The following is a 15,481-nucleotide window of genomic DNA, read 5'->3' on the forward strand; positions in this document are numbered from 1 at the left end:
ATTAACGGCTTAAGGGATCACCCTTTTTCCTCCGCCCCGATGCGGTTGTCGATCCGCATCTTCATGTAGTCGTAAAACGGATTTGAGGTCACCCGCATCAGGGCATCTTTACCCACGCTCAGCACGGATGTCTCCCCCCACAATGCAATGGTGCCTAAGCTGATGCCATAGCGGTTTTTCACGGCCGGATGCCGGCCATAAAGATCGTCATCCGGCGGGAAAGGCACGGCGACATGCGAAAGCGAATAGACCTCCGGCGGATACTGCTGCGCCAGCGGCTCCACGGTCTCATCTGTACTGCCTGCGGGGATGTGCTTCGCAACCGTGGCGAAACGCTCCGCACTGGCGTTGGTGACAATAGTGACACTGTAACGCCTTTGCGCAGACGGCAACAGCTCAGAGAGGGCCGTCCACGACGATGGACGGAATAACGGGCGGAAACTCGCCGCCTGGTTGATATCAAACACCACCAGTTCACTGCCGTTGGCCGGGAGTTGGTCAAATAACCCCGTGACAACCGCACGGGTACTGACGGTTGAATCCATCACCGACTGAAAGGCCAGTACCGGCGGCAATCGATCCAGCGTGTGGTTTTGTGCATCGCGGCCAATCTGCTCCTGCAGCGCCTTCGTCAACAGCCACGACTGACGCGCCGCGTTTACCGGGAAAGAGTTGTATTTATACGGGTTATACTCCGGCGCGATGTGCAGCCACGCCGCTTTCGCAAACGCCGGTAACAGCGCCGGTAAGCCAGCGAATCCGGCAAAGCGGGCAAACGCCGTGACGCCGATCATCGGTGACAACAACACCAGTTGCTGAGGTTTTCGCAGCGAAGGCGATTCCAGCGCGTCCAGGGTGTATTTCATCGCCAGCGCCCCGCCGTTGGAATAGCCCACCAGATGCAAAGGAACGTTATCCCCCGCCAGACGGATGGCTTCGCGCACCGCAAGACGCGTCGCCGCCAGCCACATTTCCCAGTCAACGTTGGTCAGCGCACCTGGTGCCGTTCCGTGTCCAGGCAAACGCGGCACCACGGCCACAAAACCACGCTGCTGATAATCAACGGCAAGATGGCGAACGCTGTAGGGCGAATCGGTGAGTCCGTGCAGTAAAACTACCGCACCACGCGGTTTACCTGCAGGCATCAGCACAAACGAGCGATTCGCATCCGGGGCAAATTTTCCGGGCCACACCAGGCTCTGGCGGTAGTAGCGATTTAACGCGGTACGCTCCTCACCCTCCGTTTTTGCCGTAACCGCGTTATCCATATCGGCGAAGATGGCCTTTTCCCGGTCGAGATAGTCAGCAAAGTTCGCCTTATCCAGTTCGCTTACGCTCATTTCATCCGCACGCCAGGTATGCCAGAGATGCAACGCTGGCCCTTGCTGCGAGAGATACACCCTCACTGCCAGCAGCACAACCACGATAATCCCTATGACCATCGCCACTTTCTTTGCGAGAGCCATCAGGCGCACGCTGACACGCCAGGGCAGATTCGCCATGCCGGGTTCCTTCTCTTAGTCACTGTGTTTGTATCTTATCAAAAATGTGAAGGGGCTAAGGTATTCACTGTATTTATTGCTAATGTTTTTTATCACGCTTATCTGCGCATGTGTAAGGTATGCCCATACGGCATCAACTATTACCTCTTTCACCTGCTTTATAAATTATATAAATGCCAATACTAAATACATCAACCATGATTATCTTGGTTAACAATAAATAACACTAAATCGCATGCTAAAAGATGATATTTACGTATATTTATAAACTCTTATTAAAAATGGAGTTTTAGCGATGGCTATACCGGTTTATTTATGGATACGAGATGATGGCAATACTGAAATAAAAGGAAGCGTAGACGTTCAGGATCGAGAAGGCAGCATTGAAATCACCGGTTTTACACACAGTCTGAGATTACCTACCGATGCACTTACCGGAAAAGTAATGGGCACTCGTCAACATGCACCTTTGTTATTTCAGAAAGAAATTGACTCATCCTCCCCTTACCTCATGAAGGCAGTAGCGACCGGACAAACACTTAAGACTGCGGAATTCAAATGGTATAAGATAAACGATGCAGGACAGGAAGTTGAATATTACAACATGACACTTGAAAACGTGAAAGTAGTTTCGGTTTCACCGCTAATGCACGACATAAAAGATCCCACCAAAGAAAAGCATAATCATCTGGAACTGGTTGAGTTAAGGTACGATAAAATTACGTGGAAGTTTTGTGATGGAAATTTACAGTTTGCTGATAGTTGGGCGGAGCGTTAATTATGCGCTATCCAACGATACCCGTTCATCCAACACCGCCAGCGTATCCAACCTCCTTGCTGGTTCCCCCTGGCGCATCCATTGTTAACAACATGATGATAGCAAGATTCCATAAAGGCCCATCAGCACTGACGTACATTTGGTTCTATGGGATGGTAAGGCTACATGGACCGTGGGACTATAAATCACTATCAGGACGCCAGTATGCCGATTATGGTAATTTCAATTACGGTGCCGTCGGTACTGCGGCAGGCATTTCTGAACAAATACTGTTGAGAGGGGCTGGATGGGCGCAAAGTCGATCGGGTAACGGGGATCCGAAGAAATTTGGCACCTGGTATGAATCAGCACCCTATGGAGATGATCCTGCGGATCAGGTCTGGATAAGAGCAGGTATTGACTATGCTAAAAGAACGGGGTTTTAAAAAACGGTACGCATTAGGCGTTATTATTATCGTGATGATTTGGATTATATATATGATCCCCCGGTGGGTATTTCCTGTGGAATATAGCATATATAAGAAAACAGCTTTAAATGATTCTGCGAATATTTATATTGTGCAAAGTGATGCAGGAGCGACTACAGCATTCGGTTACCATTATTACCTGATTGATAATAAAACTTCAGACAATAATTTTATTTCTCATCTGGATGATTATACTCCCTTTCTTAAAACACGAGACGCAAACGCCTTACGTAAAGTCGATAATGGACAGATTTATCTCAACATTACAGGCGATATATATTATTTTTCAAGTCCCGCGCAGTATCGTATTCAATCTAACCTATACCGCATAGGTATAAATCTCGTTGCCAGGCCATAGGGCAACCTGGCAAAACATTACTGTGTTTCTCCACATCACAAACTTTCCTCACGGGCGACGGGCGATTCAGGATCGCAAATGCGTGCCCCTTCAAAGTTCTTGCTTACCGTCATACACACTGCACCAAAAGTGAACTACGCTGCACAAATGTTGATCACTGGTTAATCAAATATTGCATGAAATTTACAGCATAGCGGCTTTTCGCCGTCATGTGAACATGGCACGCGTCATGCATTGTTAACCAGGTAACAGAATTCCGGCCATTGACAGCCGGTTAACAGCGAGGCGGTAATGACCACCAAACCCGAAATGCTGAGCCGTATCGAAGCCACCTTCAGCCAGCTGACGCCCAGCGAAAAGCGTGTGGCAAGCTGGATGCTGGCGCACGCCGCGCTGATACCGTTTGAGACGGCAGAGAGCGTAGCGCTGACTACCGGCACCAGTGGGATCACCGTCGGGCGCTTCCTGCGCAAGCTGGGGTATCGCAACCTGGACGATGCGAAAAAAAGCCTGCGCGATCCTTACCAGCCCTGGGGAATGAATGAACGTCTGGACTCCTGGCAACAGCAAAGTCCGCTCTCGGATCGCCTCCAGCACTCCCTTTCGCTGGAGGTGGATGCCATTACCCATGTTTATCAGCTGGCACAGACCGATGCCTTCAGGCAGATCGTCCATCAGCTCACCCATGCTGACGCGGTGTTTGTGTTGGGGATCCAGTCAACGCGCGGGATTGCCAACGCCTTCTTCAGCCACCTGGAATACCTGCGCCCGCGCGTGAGCTACTCCGAGGGGTTATCCGGCAGTTGGGTTGAATCGCTCAACTCCGGTTTTGACCACCCTTATGTGGTGCTGACCGATACCCGCGCCTATTCCGCCATTGCCCGGCAGTACTGTCGGGTCGCAAGTGAGAAAGGTATTCCGATGGCCCTGATCACCGATATCTGGTGTCCGTGGGCGCGGGATTATCCCATTGATTTATTGCAGGTTAAAACCGATACCGGCCACTTCTGGGATTCGCTGGCCCCTGTGAGCTGTCTTTTCAACCTGCTGCTGTCGGGCGTGGTCCAGGCGCTGGGTGATGCGCTTGCAGACCGTCTGACGATAAACCGTGAATTACAACAAGAGTTTGGACAATTCGAACGCTAAAGGAGCGGAGCTATGCCCGAAGAGAGTGAATTGATTGATGTCGCCAGAATGTTTCCTGAGTTGCATATCGATCTGAAATACGCCACCGCCGATAACCTGACTGGCCGTCCCATCTATCAGGAGGCGCTGTGTTTGCTGCATACCGATGCCGCCACCGCGCTGGCGAAATCAATTGGCATCGCCACGCTCGCCGGACTGAAACTGGTGGTCTACGACGCCTATCGCCCGCAGCAGGCCCAGGCGCAGCTGTGGGATGCGTGCCCGAACCCGGAATATGTGGTGGATGTGGCCATTGGCTCCAATCACAGCCGCGGTACGGCCATCGACGTCACCCTGATGGATGAACATAACAACGTGCTGGATATGGGCGCCGGGTTTGATGAGATGGATGACCGTTCTCATCCGTATCACCCCTCCGTGCCGCCGCACGCCCAGCGCAACCGCCTGCTGCTTAACGCCATCATGTTTGGCGGCGGCTTTGTGGGGATCGGCAGCGAATGGTGGCACTTCGAGCTGCCAAACGCCGCCAGTTATCCCCTTCTTGACGATCGTTTCGCCTGTTTTCCGTTGACGCACACCTCTCTTTAAACCTGGAGCACTGCCATGAAAACAACGCTTCTCACGACGCTTATCGCCGCCACACTGGCGCTGAGCATGCCTGCTGCGCAGGCCGCCGTTCCGAAAGACATGCTGGTGATAGGTAAAGCCGCCGATCCGCAAACCCTCGATCCGGCAATCACCATCGATAACAACGACTGGACCGTCACCTATCCATCCTATCAGCGACTGGTGAAGTACAAGCCTGGCACCACGGAGGTCGAAGGCGATCTGTCCACGGGCTGGAAGGCATCTGAGGATCAGAAAGAGTGGACCTTCACCCTGACGGACAACGCTAAATTCTCTGACGGCACGCCCGTCACCGCCGAAGCGGTAAAACTGTCGTTTGAGCGCCTGCTGAAGCTCAGCCAGGGGCCGTCTGAAGCGTTCCCGAAAGATCTCAAAATTGACGCCGTTGATGACCACACGGTGAAATTCACCCTCAGCCAGCCGTTTGCTCCCTTCCTCTATACCCTGGCGAATGACGGTGCATCGATTATTAACCCGGCCGCACTGAAGGCCAATGCCGCCGATGATGCGCGGGCTTATCTGGCGCAGAACACCGCCGGCTCCGGGCCATTTATGCTGAAGAGCTGGCAAAAAGGTCAGCAGCTGGTGCTGGTGCCTAACCCGCACTGGGCGGGAGATAAGCCCCACTTTAAGCGCGTCTCGGTGAAAATTATCGGTGAAAGCGCGTCGCGTCGCCTGCAGCTTTCCCGTGGCGATTTGGATATTGCCGACTCCCTGCCTGTCGATCAGCTTTCTGCGCTCAAGCAGGAGGGCAACGTCGCTGTAGCCGAGTATCCGTCCCTGCGCGTGACCTATCTCTATCTCAACAACAGCAAAGCGCCGCTGAATCAGGTGGATTTGCGCCGGGCCATCTCCTGGGCGACCGATTATCAGGGGATGGTAAAAGGCATTCTCAGCGGTAACGGCAAGCAGATGCGCGGCCCGATCCCGGATGGCATGTGGGGCTTCGACGCCACCGCCATGCAGTACAGCTTTGACGAGGCCAAAGCGAAAGCGGCGCTGGAGAAAGTCAAAGATAAACCGGCCAGCCTGACGTTCCTCTACTCGGACAACGACCCGAACTGGGAGCCTATCGCCCTCTCCACTCAGGCCAGCCTGGGCAAGCTCGGCATTAACGTCAAGCTGGAAAAACTGGCTAACGCTACCATGCGCGACCGCGTTGGCAAGGGCGATTATGACATTGCCATTGGCAACTGGAGCCCGGACTTTGCCGACCCGTACATGTTCATGAACTACTGGTTTGAGTCGGACAAAAAAGGTCTGCCGGGCAACCGCGCGTTCTATGAGAACAAAGAGGTCGATTCCCTGCTGCAGGCGGCGCTGAAAACCACGGACCAGGCGGAGCGCACCCGCGATTACCAGCAGGCGCAGAAGATTGTGATTGACGAAGCGGCCTACGTTTATCTGTTCCAGAAGAACTACCAGCTGGCAATGAACAAAGAGGTCAAAGGTTTCACCTTTAATCCAATGCTCGAGCAGGTGTTCAACATCGCCACCATGAGCAAGTAACGGTTTCGCCGGGGGAAAGTGTATGACGTTCTGGAGCATTGTGCGCCAGCGCTGCTGGGGGTTAATCCTGGTGGTGGCCGGTGTCTGTATCATCACCTTTATTATTTCACACCTGATCCCCGGCGATCCGGCCCGCCTGCTGGCCGGTGACCGTGCCAGCGACGAGATTGTGCAGAACATTCGCCAGCAACTGGGACTGGATCAGCCGCTCTATATCCAGTTTGGCCGCTATGTGGACGCCCTGGCGCACGGCGACTTAGGGACCTCTATCCGAACCGGGCGGCCGGTGGCGGAAGATTTAAAAGCCTTCTTCCCCGCCACGCTGGAGCTGGCGTTCTGTTCCCTGCTGCTGGCGCTGGTGATCGGCGTACCGCTGGGGATTTTATCGGCGGTCTACCGTAACCGCTGGCTGGATCATCTGGTACGGCTGATGGCGATGACCGGGATCTCCACCCCGGCCTTCTGGCTGGGTCTGGGCGTCATCGTATTGTTCTACGGCCATCTGCAACTTCTGCCCGGCGGCGGCAGGCTGGACGACTGGCTCGACCCGCCTGCCCACGTGACGGGCTTTTATCTGCTGGATGCCCTGCTGGAGGGTAACGGCGAGGTCTTTTTCAACGCCCTGCAACACCTGATTTTGCCCTCGCTGACGCTGGCGTTTGTGCACCTCGGTATCGTGGCACGTCAGGTACGGTCTGCCATGCTGGAGCAGCTCAGCGAAGATTACATCCGCACCGCCCGCGCCAGTGGCTTGCCGGGCTGGTATATCGTCCTGCGGTATGCCCTGCCGAATGCGATGATCCCGTCCATTACCGTGCTCGGGCTGGCGCTGGGCGATCTGCTTTATGGCGCGGTACTGACGGAAACCGTCTTCGCCTGGCCTGGCATGGGCGCCTGGGTGGTGACCTCCATCCAGGCGCTGGATTTCCCTGCCGTCATGGGCTTTGCCGTGGTGGTTTCGCTGGCCTATGTGGTCGTCAATCTGGTGGTTGATCTGCTCTATCTGTGGATTGACCCCCGTATCGGGCGCGGAGGTGCCGAATGATGTTGACTGAGGAAACGCCCGTCCCCGTAAACACAACGAAACCGGGCCTCGACTGGGCAAAGCTGTTCTGGATGCTGCGCCAAAGCCCGCTCACGCTGATCGGCGGGGTGATTATGCTGGTGATGCTGTTGCTGATGGTAACCTCACCGTGGATCGTCCCTCATGATCCGAACGCGCTGGATCTCACCGCCCGGCTGCAGGCCCCGTCTGCGCAGCACTGGTTTGGTACCGATGAAGTCGGACGTGATCTGTTCAGCCGCGTGCTGGTCGGTAGCCAGCAATCCATTACCGCCGGGCTGGCGGTGGTGGTGATTGCCGGGAGTATCGGTTCGCTGCTGGGCTGTTTATCCGGCGTGCTGGGCGGGCGCGGCGATGCCATCATTATGCGGGTGATGGACATTATGCTCTCCATTCCCTCGCTGGTACTGACCATGGCACTGGCGGCGGCGCTGGGGCCGAGTCTGTTTAACGCCATGCTGGCGATTGCGATTGTACGTATCCCGTTTTACGTGCGCCTGGCGCGCGGGCAAACCCTGGTGGTGCGCCAGTTTACCTATGTGCAGGCCGCCCGCACGTTTGGCGCATCGCGCTGGCATTTGATCAGCTGGCATATCCTGCGTAACGCTCTGCCACCGCTGATTGTGCAGGCCTCGCTGGATATCGGCAGCGCCATCCTGATGGCCGCCACGCTGGGCTTTATCGGCCTTGGGGCGCAGCAGCCCACCGCCGAATGGGGAGCAATGGTGGCCGTGGGCCGCAACTATGTGCTCGACCAGTGGTGGTACTGCGCCTTTCCCGGCGCGGCCATTCTGATCACCGCCGTCGGGTTTAATCTGTTTGGTGACGGCATTCGCGACCTGCTGGATCCGAAATCGGGAGGAAAACAGGCATGAGGGAAGCAGTATTAACCATTGAAGATTTACACCTGAGCTTCCCGATATTTCGCGGTGAAGTTCACGCCCTGAACCACGTATCGCTGGAGATCAAACGCGGCGAGATCGTTGGCGTGGTGGGTGAATCCGGCTCCGGGAAGTCGGTAACGGCGATGCTGGCCATGCGTCTGCTGCCGGAGGGCAGTTACCGGGTTCATCACGGGCAGGTAAAACTATTGGGTGAAGATGTCCTGAATGCATCCGAGAAACAGCTCCGCCAGTGGCGCGGTGCCAAAGTGGCGATGATTTTTCAGGAGCCGATGACAGCGCTGAACCCGACGCGACGGATTGGCAAACAGATGGTGGAGGTGATCCGCCAGCATCAGCCCCTTTCACGGCGTGATGCCGGGAAAAAAGCGATCACCCTGCTGGAAGAGATGCAGATCCCGGATGCGGCGGAGGTCATGGAACGTTATCCGTTCGAGCTGTCCGGCGGCATGCGCCAGCGGGTGATGATTGCGCTGGCCTTCTCCTGCGAGCCTGAACTGATTATTGCCGATGAGCCGACCACCGCGCTGGATGTCACCGTTCAGCTACAGGTGTTAAGGTTGCTGAAGCATAAAGCGCGGGCCAGCGGAACCTCGGTACTGTTTATCAGCCACGACATGGCGGTGGTTTCACAACTCTGCGACCGGATGTATGTCATGTACGCCGGGAGCGTGATTGAAAGCGGCACCACGCAAACCCTGATCCACCATCCCGTTCATCCCTATTCCATCGGCCTGCTGCAGTGTGCGCCTGAAAACGGCGAACCACGCGAGATGCTGCCTGCCATCCCCGGTACGGTGCCCAATCTTAGCCTGCTTCCGCGCGGGTGTGCTTTTCGGGAGCGCTGTTTTGCTGCAGGCGTAAAATGCACTGAAACACCGCGCTTACTGCCTCAGGGGGCCGAAGGCCAACGGGCGGCCTGCTGGTATCCGCAACAGGAGAAAACCCATGTCTGACGTACTGCTGGAACTGGATCGCGTGCACGTTAACTTTCCCGCACGTAAAAACTGGCTGGGGCGGGTCACGGAACAGGTGCACGCCCTCAACGGACTGGATCTTCAGATCCATCGCGGCGAAACGCTGGGGATTGTTGGCGAATCCGGCTGTGGTAAAAGCACGCTGGCGCAGCTTTTAATGGGGATGCTCAAACCCAGTGCCGGCCTGTGCGCACGGACAAACCACGCGGGCGGTATGCAGATGGTGTTTCAGGATCCGCTCTCGTCGCTTGACCCGCGTCTGCCGGTCTGGCGCATCATCACCGAGCCGGTGTGGGTGCAAAAACGCAGCAGCGAACGGGAACGACGCCAGCTTGCTGAAAATCTGGCGCAGCAGGTGGGTATCCGTCCGGAATATCTCGACCGTCTGCCGCATGCGTTTTCCGGCGGCCAGCGTCAGCGCATTGCTATCGCCCGCGCCCTTTCCTCAAACCCGGACATCATCGTGCTGGATGAGCCCACCAGCGCGCTGGATATTTCCGTACAGGCGCAGATCCTCAATTTACTGGTGAAGCTGCAGCAGGAACGCAACCTGACGTATGTGCTGATATCCCATAACGTCTCGGTTGTCAGGCACATGAGCGATCGCGTGGCGGTGATGTATCTCGGGCAAATTGTCGAACTGGGCACGGCGGCACAGGTGCTGGTTACGCCGCGTCATCCGTATACCCGGCTGCTGCTCAATTCGGTTCCCAGAACCGGTGAACCGCTGGATGAAACTCTGGCGCTGCGTAAAACGGAGCTTCCGGGAAACCGCCATCTGCCCGAGGGGTGCTATTTCCGCGACCGTTGTCCGCAGGCCACGCAGGGGTGTGAACGCCCGCAGCCGCTACAGCCTTCACACGAGGGCCGTAGCGTGCGCTGCTGGCGTAATGTGGATTAAATTTGCGCCATCCCACCATCGACAAACAGCTCGGTGGCGTTAATGAAGCTTGCCGCGTCAGAGGCCAGAAACGCCACCACTTTCCCCACCTCACCCGGCGCACCTAAACGTCCTAACGGAACCTGTGCAGCCAGCGCATCATACAACCCCTGACGATGTTCTTCCGGCACCAGTTCGCCAAGTCCCGGGGTTTTGACGGGGCCTGGACTGACTACGTTGATGCGGATCCCACGGCCCTGCAGATCCAGCGCCCAGGAGCGGGCAAAGTTGCGCACGGCGGCTTTGCTGGCACTGTAGACGCTAAAGTTTGCCGTTCCCTTTATCGACACCGTTGAACCGGTCAGAATAATGGACGATCCGGCCGATAACAGCGGCAGCGCTTTTTGTACTGTAAACAGCACCCCGCGCACGTTTGTGCCGAAAATACGGTCAAACTGCTCCTCGGTGATGGCTCCCAGCGGCAGCATATTTCCGCCACCCGCATTGGCGAACAAAATATCGAGACGCCCTTCTTCTTTCGCTATTTGTGCATAGACTCGATCCAGATCGGCGAGTTGAGAGACGTCGGCACGAATACCCACCGCACGGGAATCAATTTGTGCGACGGCGGCATCCAGCTCGGCCTGTCGACGACCGGTGATATAGACTTTGGCGCCCTGAGCCGCCAGCTCCTGCGCCGTGGCAAGACCAATACCGGTGCTGCCGCCTGTGACCAGTGCGATTTTTTCGAAAAGCGTTGTGTTCATGTCATTTACCTTTTGTTGGGTTTGCGTTGCGCGTTTTCGCTTGCGTTGGAGACACATTAGCCCTTGCCGGATTAGTGAAAAACCAGCAAAAATGAAAATGACTATTCACAGACAGGAATAATCGAGAGAAAAAGATGGACCAGCTCATGGCGATGCGCGCCTTCACGCGGGTTGTGGAAACCGGTAGCTTTACCCGAGCGGCTGATTCGCTAAACATGCCCATCGCCACGCTGAGCAAGCTCGTGAAAGCGCTTGAGGGGCATCTTGAAATACGGCTGCTGCACCGTACCACCCGCCGGGTGGTCACGACGCCGGAAGGTGCTGAGTATTATGAAAAAGCGCTCAGGGTGCTCATTGATATCGAAGATATCGATACCTCGTTTCGCGTCTCTCACGCCACACCGAAAGGACATCTGCGGGTGGATATTGGCGGTTCGACCGCCCGCGATGTGCTCATCCCCCTGCTCCCGGATTTCATGCAGCGCTACCCGGATATTCGCATCGATCTTGGCGTGGCGGATCGTCCTGTTGATTTGATCAGCGGCAACGTGGATTGTGTGATCAGAGGCGGTCCGCTGAACGATTCTACCCTTATCGCCCGTCATCTGGGCGACGCCGACATGGTGACCTGCGCAACACCAGCCTATCTGAAAAAGCACGGCGTTCCGGCTTATCCGCAAGAGTTGCGCAACGGACATAAACTTATCAGCTATCTCTCCCCGGTCACCGGGCGGCCCTTTCCGTTTCGCTTCAGGAAAGGCGGCGAGGTGCAGGAGATCGGCATTTCACATTATCTCGGCATTAATGAAAGCAATGCGCACCTGGCAGCGGCGGTGGCAGGATTGGGCATCATTCAGACGTTTACGTATTCAGCAAAGACATATCTTCGGGCGGGTACGTTACAAGAAATTTTAAGCGACTGGCACCCGGCGGCGTATCCGTTTCACGTGGTTTATCCGCATAACCGGCATATGACGCATCGGCTTAAGGCGTTTATTGCATGGCTGGCAGCGGTCTTTCCTGCTGCGCTGAAGGGATAGCCGGGCCTTCGCCCGGCTAAGGCTTAGTTAAGTTTATAGTCCAGCGTGATTTCAGCTTTCAGTACCTGCGACACCGGGCATCCCGCTTTCGCTTTCTGGATGATGCCATCGAATTTCTGCGGGTCGATACCCGGTACGGTGACCTTGCTGTTTAGCGCAATTTTGCTGATTGCGAAGCCGCCATCGGTGTTATCCAGCGAGACATCCGCCGTGGTATCGATGGAATCGGCTGTGTAGCCCGCTTCACCAATCATCAGCGACAGCGCCATTGAGAAACAGGCGGCGTGTGCTGCGCCAATCAACTCTTCCGGGTTAGTGCCTTTAGCGCCTTCGAAGCGGGTGTTAAAGCCGTAAGGTTGTTGATTCAGGACGCCACTTTCCGTTGAAACCGTCCCTTTTCCCTTCTTGATGTCACCAGACCAGTGTGCCGAACCGTGCTTATGAATCGTCATTCTTGCTCTCCTTTTGGCTTACAAAGGGTTAAGTATAGACTATGCCTCTGGCATACCCTGGAACACAGACAATTCCGTAACCTGCACCTGCTGTACGACTAAAAAGGATAAACCTATGAGAAAAATCAGGATCGCCGTCGCGGTAACAACCCTTGCTATGTCGCTGTCTCTGCTGGCAAAAACCCCGGAAAACTTTATCTATACCAGTTCTGGCGATCTCGATGCGGCATTCCCTCTTATCGCGCGAAGCGACATCGGCGGCGTGCAGATCGTATACAACTGGCGAGCGCTGGAGCCAGCGAAAGACAGCTATGACTTCTCGCAGATAGAACAGGATCTGGCGCGCCTTAAGGCCGCCGATAAAAAACTTTTTATTCAAATTCAGGATCGCTTTTTCGACAAAGACGCCCGCTATGTTCCTGACTATCTGATGAAGGATAAGCAATACGGCGGCGGCATTGCACCGCAGTTTGATAACCCGGGTGAAGGCAAACCGGTCGGGTCGGGCTGGGTGGCTCAGCAGTGGGATCCCGCCGTGCGCCAGCGATATCAGGCACTATTGGCTGCTATTGCTAAACAGTTTGACGGCCGGGTGTATGGCGTGAACCTGCCCGAAACGGCGATTGATCCTGACGAGAAAAAACCACCAAAGGGGTTTTCATGTGATACCTATTTTGCCGGCGAAATGGAAAACCTGGCCTATGCGCGAAAAGCATTCAGGCACTCCTATGTCGTACAGTATGTGAATTTCTGGCCGTGCGAGTGGAATAATGACCACGATTACATGGGACGTCTGTTTGCGTTCGCCAGTGCCAATAACATTGGGCTTGGCGGTCCGGATATTGTTCCCAACCGCAAGGCGCATATGAAGAATGCCTACCCGTTCTTCAATCAGTACAAAGACAAGCTCTCGCTCGTTGCCATGGCCGTTCAGGAACCGACCCTGACTTATCGTAACCCGGAGACAGGAAAACCGTTCACCAAAGATGAGTTTGTTCAGTTTGCGGAGCGTTATCTCGGCGCGGATATCATCTTCTGGAGCACGGCCTCCCCGTGGCTGAAGGCAAAATAACTATCCGCCCTGCTGCGCCTCGTTCGACAGATGACGCGCAATGTGGTCAAGAAACACACGCAGTGCTGCCGGCTGATATTCCCGGGACTGATAGATGCCATGAATGGCTAACGTTCTGGGCGTCAGCCCACTCAGCACCGGGACCAGCATCCCCTGCTCAATGGCGGCATGTGCTTCCTGCTCTGGCAACATGGCAATGCCGCAATGCTTCACCGCTGCCTCCATCAACAATGACGAGATGCTGGCGCTGAGGTTGCCGCTCACGGCGACGCTGACGTTTTCCCCTTCCGGCGTCAGGAAGTGCCACGACTGACCCGCGAAAAAGCTGTAATGCAGGCAGTTGTGCTGCGCTAACTCCTCCACCTGTCCTGGCGTGCCGTGAGTGGCAAGATACTGCGGCGACGCGCACAGCACGGAACGGCAATCCCCGAGCCTGCGGGCAATCATCCCGGGCTCGGGGTTATCCGTAATGCGGATCGCCACATCAATGCGTTCCCCGACCAGACTCACCGGGTGGTTGTTCACATCCAGCTCAATGCGCAACTGCGGGTAGCGCGAAAGCAAACCGGGCAGCACCGGGGCAATCAGATGCATGGCGGTAAAATGGGCGCAGGCCACCCGTAGCGTGCCTGAAGGGAGATCTTTCTCCGACTGGCCTTCAATTTCCTGTGACAGTTGCGACAGCGTTCGCGTTTTTTGCAGCACTTTCTCTCCGGCCGCCGTCAGCGTCAGCTTGCGCGTCGAGCGGTTTACCAGCCGCGTACCGGCCCACTTCTCCATTTGCTCAAGATAGCGGCTCACCATCGGACGGGAGATCCCCAACGCCCGGGCCGCTGCACTCAGGCTTCCCAGCTCGCATATCCGGTTATAGACCTGAGCGGCAATAACGCGATCCATATAACACCCCATTTGCTCGATTTATGAAACAAAGCATGTCTTGTTTCAGGAATTCTGGCAAATGCGAATATCCGTACAATAAAGACTTTCCTGAATAACAGAGACATCAGAATGAAATTCACTCACCTTGCACTGCTTTCCACGCTTATCACGCCCGCGGTGTTTGCTGCGCCATTAACCATTGATACCTATAACCCGCAGGACAAAGGGATGTTTGCGGTCTCCTCCACGCTGGTCTCTGGTCCAAAAGAGGCCGTGCTGTTTGACGCCCAGTTCAGCGTCAAAGATGGCGAAGCGCTGGTCGACAAAATTCGCAAAAGCGGGAAAACCCTGAACAAAATCGTCATTACCTCTGGCGATCCGGATTTCTATTTTGGTCTGCAACCGCTGGTGAAAGCCTTCCCGAATGCCAAAGTGGTGGCCACACAGCAGGTGGTTGATCATATCAAGGCCACCAAAGACGCCAAGCTTGCCTTCTGGGGCCCGCAGATGAAAGACGGGGCACCAACCGAGCTTGTTGTCCCGCAGGTACTGGCATCCACGACCTTTATGGTGGACGGCGAGAAGATTGATATCGAGCAGCCAGAAAGCTACGCCGCCTATGTCTGGATCCCGTCGGCGAAAACCATCCTCGGTGGAACCGGCGTCGCCTGGGGTATTCACGTCTGGACGGCAGACACCCAGACACCAGCCAGCCGCAAGCAGTGGCAACAGACGCTGGAAAGCATGGCGGCACATAAGCCTGAACGCGTGATCCCGGGTCACTATCTGGGAACACCGCCGGCAGGGAACGGTGCTATCGACTTTACCCGTGATTATCTCCAGCGCTTCGAACAGGCGTTGTCAGAACATAAAACATCGACAGGCGTGATCAGCGCCATGAAAAAACAGTATCCGGGTCTGGCTGAAGAGAGCTCACTGGAATTAAGCGCCAAAGTGAATACCGGCGAAATGAAGTGGTAATGTAAAATCTGCTCCTGCTATATTTCGGTGATAGCAGGAGCACCTGCAAAATAACCTCGCGGTAAACCCTCAATATATCCC

Annotated in this window: 17 protein-coding genes; 13 read left to right on the plus strand and 4 right to left on the minus strand. The window is 55.4% G+C overall.

What is annotated here, in order from left to right; genetic code table 11:
* Positions 1 to 17 precede the first annotated feature (17 nt).
* Positions 18 to 1,502: an alpha/beta hydrolase gene (locus EKN38_RS13380; RefSeq protein WP_014831994.1), complete on the minus strand. Its 1,485-nt coding sequence runs from the start codon at positions 1,500 to 1,502 to the stop codon at positions 18 to 20.
* A 295-nt stretch (positions 1,503 to 1,797) separates the two neighbouring features.
* Between EKN38_RS13380 and EKN38_RS13385 the strand changes: the two genes are divergently transcribed.
* The 10 genes from EKN38_RS13385 to EKN38_RS13430 all read left to right on the plus strand — a co-directional run bounded on the left by EKN38_RS13385 (position 1,798) and on the right by EKN38_RS13430 (position 10,230).
* A complete protein-coding gene (locus tag EKN38_RS13385) occupies positions 1,798 to 2,280 on the plus strand; it encodes an Hcp family type VI secretion system effector (protein ID WP_014831995.1) in 483 nt (160 codons plus the stop codon).
* A gap of 2 nt (positions 2,281 to 2,282) precedes the next feature.
* Positions 2,283 to 2,705 (plus strand): polymorphic toxin type 44 domain-containing protein, encoded by a 423-nt coding sequence (locus tag EKN38_RS13390; RefSeq protein ID WP_071841848.1) that lies wholly within the window; start codon positions 2,283 to 2,285, stop codon positions 2,703 to 2,705.
* A complete protein-coding gene (locus tag EKN38_RS13395) occupies positions 2,683 to 3,105 on the plus strand; it encodes a hypothetical protein (protein ID WP_014831996.1) in 423 nt (140 codons plus the stop codon). Before EKN38_RS13390 ends, EKN38_RS13395 begins: the two co-directional genes overlap by 23 nt.
* A gap of 291 nt (positions 3,106 to 3,396) precedes the next feature.
* The gene (locus EKN38_RS13400) at positions 3,397 to 4,251 is read left to right on the plus strand and encodes a MurR/RpiR family transcriptional regulator (protein WP_014831997.1); all 855 of its coding nucleotides are present in this window, start codon (positions 3,397 to 3,399) and stop codon (positions 4,249 to 4,251) included.
* 12 nt (positions 4,252 to 4,263) lie between these two features.
* The gene (gene ddpX, locus EKN38_RS13405; protein ID WP_014831998.1) at positions 4,264 to 4,839 is read left to right on the plus strand and encodes a D-alanyl-D-alanine dipeptidase; all 576 of its coding nucleotides are present in this window, start codon (positions 4,264 to 4,266) and stop codon (positions 4,837 to 4,839) included.
* Positions 4,840 to 4,854: 15 nt separating this feature from the next.
* The gene (locus tag EKN38_RS13410) at positions 4,855 to 6,387 is read left to right on the plus strand and encodes an ABC transporter substrate-binding protein (RefSeq protein ID WP_014831999.1); all 1,533 of its coding nucleotides are present in this window, start codon (positions 4,855 to 4,857) and stop codon (positions 6,385 to 6,387) included.
* A 22-nt stretch (positions 6,388 to 6,409) separates the two neighbouring features.
* Positions 6,410 to 7,432 (plus strand): ABC transporter permease, encoded by a 1,023-nt coding sequence (locus EKN38_RS13415; RefSeq protein WP_013096543.1) that lies wholly within the window; start codon positions 6,410 to 6,412, stop codon positions 7,430 to 7,432.
* On the plus strand, positions 7,429 to 8,325 hold the full coding sequence (gene ddpC / locus EKN38_RS13420) for a D,D-dipeptide ABC transporter permease (protein WP_014832000.1): 897 nt from the start codon (positions 7,429 to 7,431) through the stop codon (positions 8,323 to 8,325). Before EKN38_RS13415 ends, ddpC begins: the two co-directional genes overlap by 4 nt.
* Positions 8,322 to 9,308: an ABC transporter ATP-binding protein gene (locus tag EKN38_RS13425; protein ID WP_014832001.1), complete on the plus strand. Its 987-nt coding sequence runs from the start codon at positions 8,322 to 8,324 to the stop codon at positions 9,306 to 9,308. Before ddpC ends, EKN38_RS13425 begins: the two co-directional genes overlap by 4 nt.
* The gene (locus EKN38_RS13430; RefSeq protein WP_014832002.1) at positions 9,301 to 10,230 is read left to right on the plus strand and encodes an ABC transporter ATP-binding protein; all 930 of its coding nucleotides are present in this window, start codon (positions 9,301 to 9,303) and stop codon (positions 10,228 to 10,230) included. Before EKN38_RS13425 ends, EKN38_RS13430 begins: the two co-directional genes overlap by 8 nt.
* Here EKN38_RS13430 and EKN38_RS13435 read toward each other — a convergent pair.
* Positions 10,227 to 10,976: an SDR family NAD(P)-dependent oxidoreductase gene (locus EKN38_RS13435; RefSeq protein ID WP_014832003.1), complete on the minus strand. Its 750-nt coding sequence runs from the start codon at positions 10,974 to 10,976 to the stop codon at positions 10,227 to 10,229. The two genes, EKN38_RS13430 and EKN38_RS13435, sit on opposite strands and share 4 nt — an antisense overlap.
* Positions 10,977 to 11,110: 134 nt before the next feature.
* Here EKN38_RS13435 and EKN38_RS13440 point away from each other — a divergent pair, with 134 nt between their 5' ends.
* Positions 11,111 to 12,016: a LysR family transcriptional regulator gene (locus tag EKN38_RS13440; protein ID WP_014832004.1), complete on the plus strand. Its 906-nt coding sequence runs from the start codon at positions 11,111 to 11,113 to the stop codon at positions 12,014 to 12,016.
* A gap of 23 nt (positions 12,017 to 12,039) precedes the next feature.
* Here the strand turns inward: EKN38_RS13440 and EKN38_RS13445 are convergent, their stop codons facing one another.
* Positions 12,040 to 12,468, minus strand: a complete 429-nt coding sequence (locus EKN38_RS13445; protein ID WP_126522230.1) for an OsmC family protein — start codon at positions 12,466 to 12,468, stop codon at positions 12,040 to 12,042.
* 115 nt (positions 12,469 to 12,583) lie between these two features.
* Here EKN38_RS13445 and EKN38_RS13450 point away from each other — a divergent pair, with 115 nt between their 5' ends.
* Complete coding sequence (locus tag EKN38_RS13450; RefSeq protein WP_014832006.1) at positions 12,584 to 13,540, plus strand: hypothetical protein; 957 nt, start codon at positions 12,584 to 12,586, stop codon at positions 13,538 to 13,540.
* Here the strand turns inward: EKN38_RS13450 and EKN38_RS13455 are convergent, their stop codons facing one another.
* Positions 13,541 to 14,437 (minus strand): LysR family transcriptional regulator, encoded by an 897-nt coding sequence (locus tag EKN38_RS13455; RefSeq protein WP_014832007.1) that lies wholly within the window; start codon positions 14,435 to 14,437, stop codon positions 13,541 to 13,543. It abuts the gene before it with no gap.
* A gap of 111 nt (positions 14,438 to 14,548) precedes the next feature.
* Between EKN38_RS13455 and EKN38_RS13460 the strand changes: the two genes are divergently transcribed.
* Entirely contained in the window at positions 14,549 to 15,400 is an 852-nt protein-coding gene (locus EKN38_RS13460; protein ID WP_014832008.1) for a Vmh family MBL fold metallo-hydrolase, read from the plus strand.
* Positions 15,401 to 15,481: the final 81 nt, after the last annotated feature.

This window comes from Enterobacter sp. WCHEn045836 (assembly GCF_003965585.1).
In the GTDB taxonomy this organism is placed as follows: domain Bacteria; phylum Pseudomonadota; class Gammaproteobacteria; order Enterobacterales; family Enterobacteriaceae; genus Enterobacter; species Enterobacter dissolvens.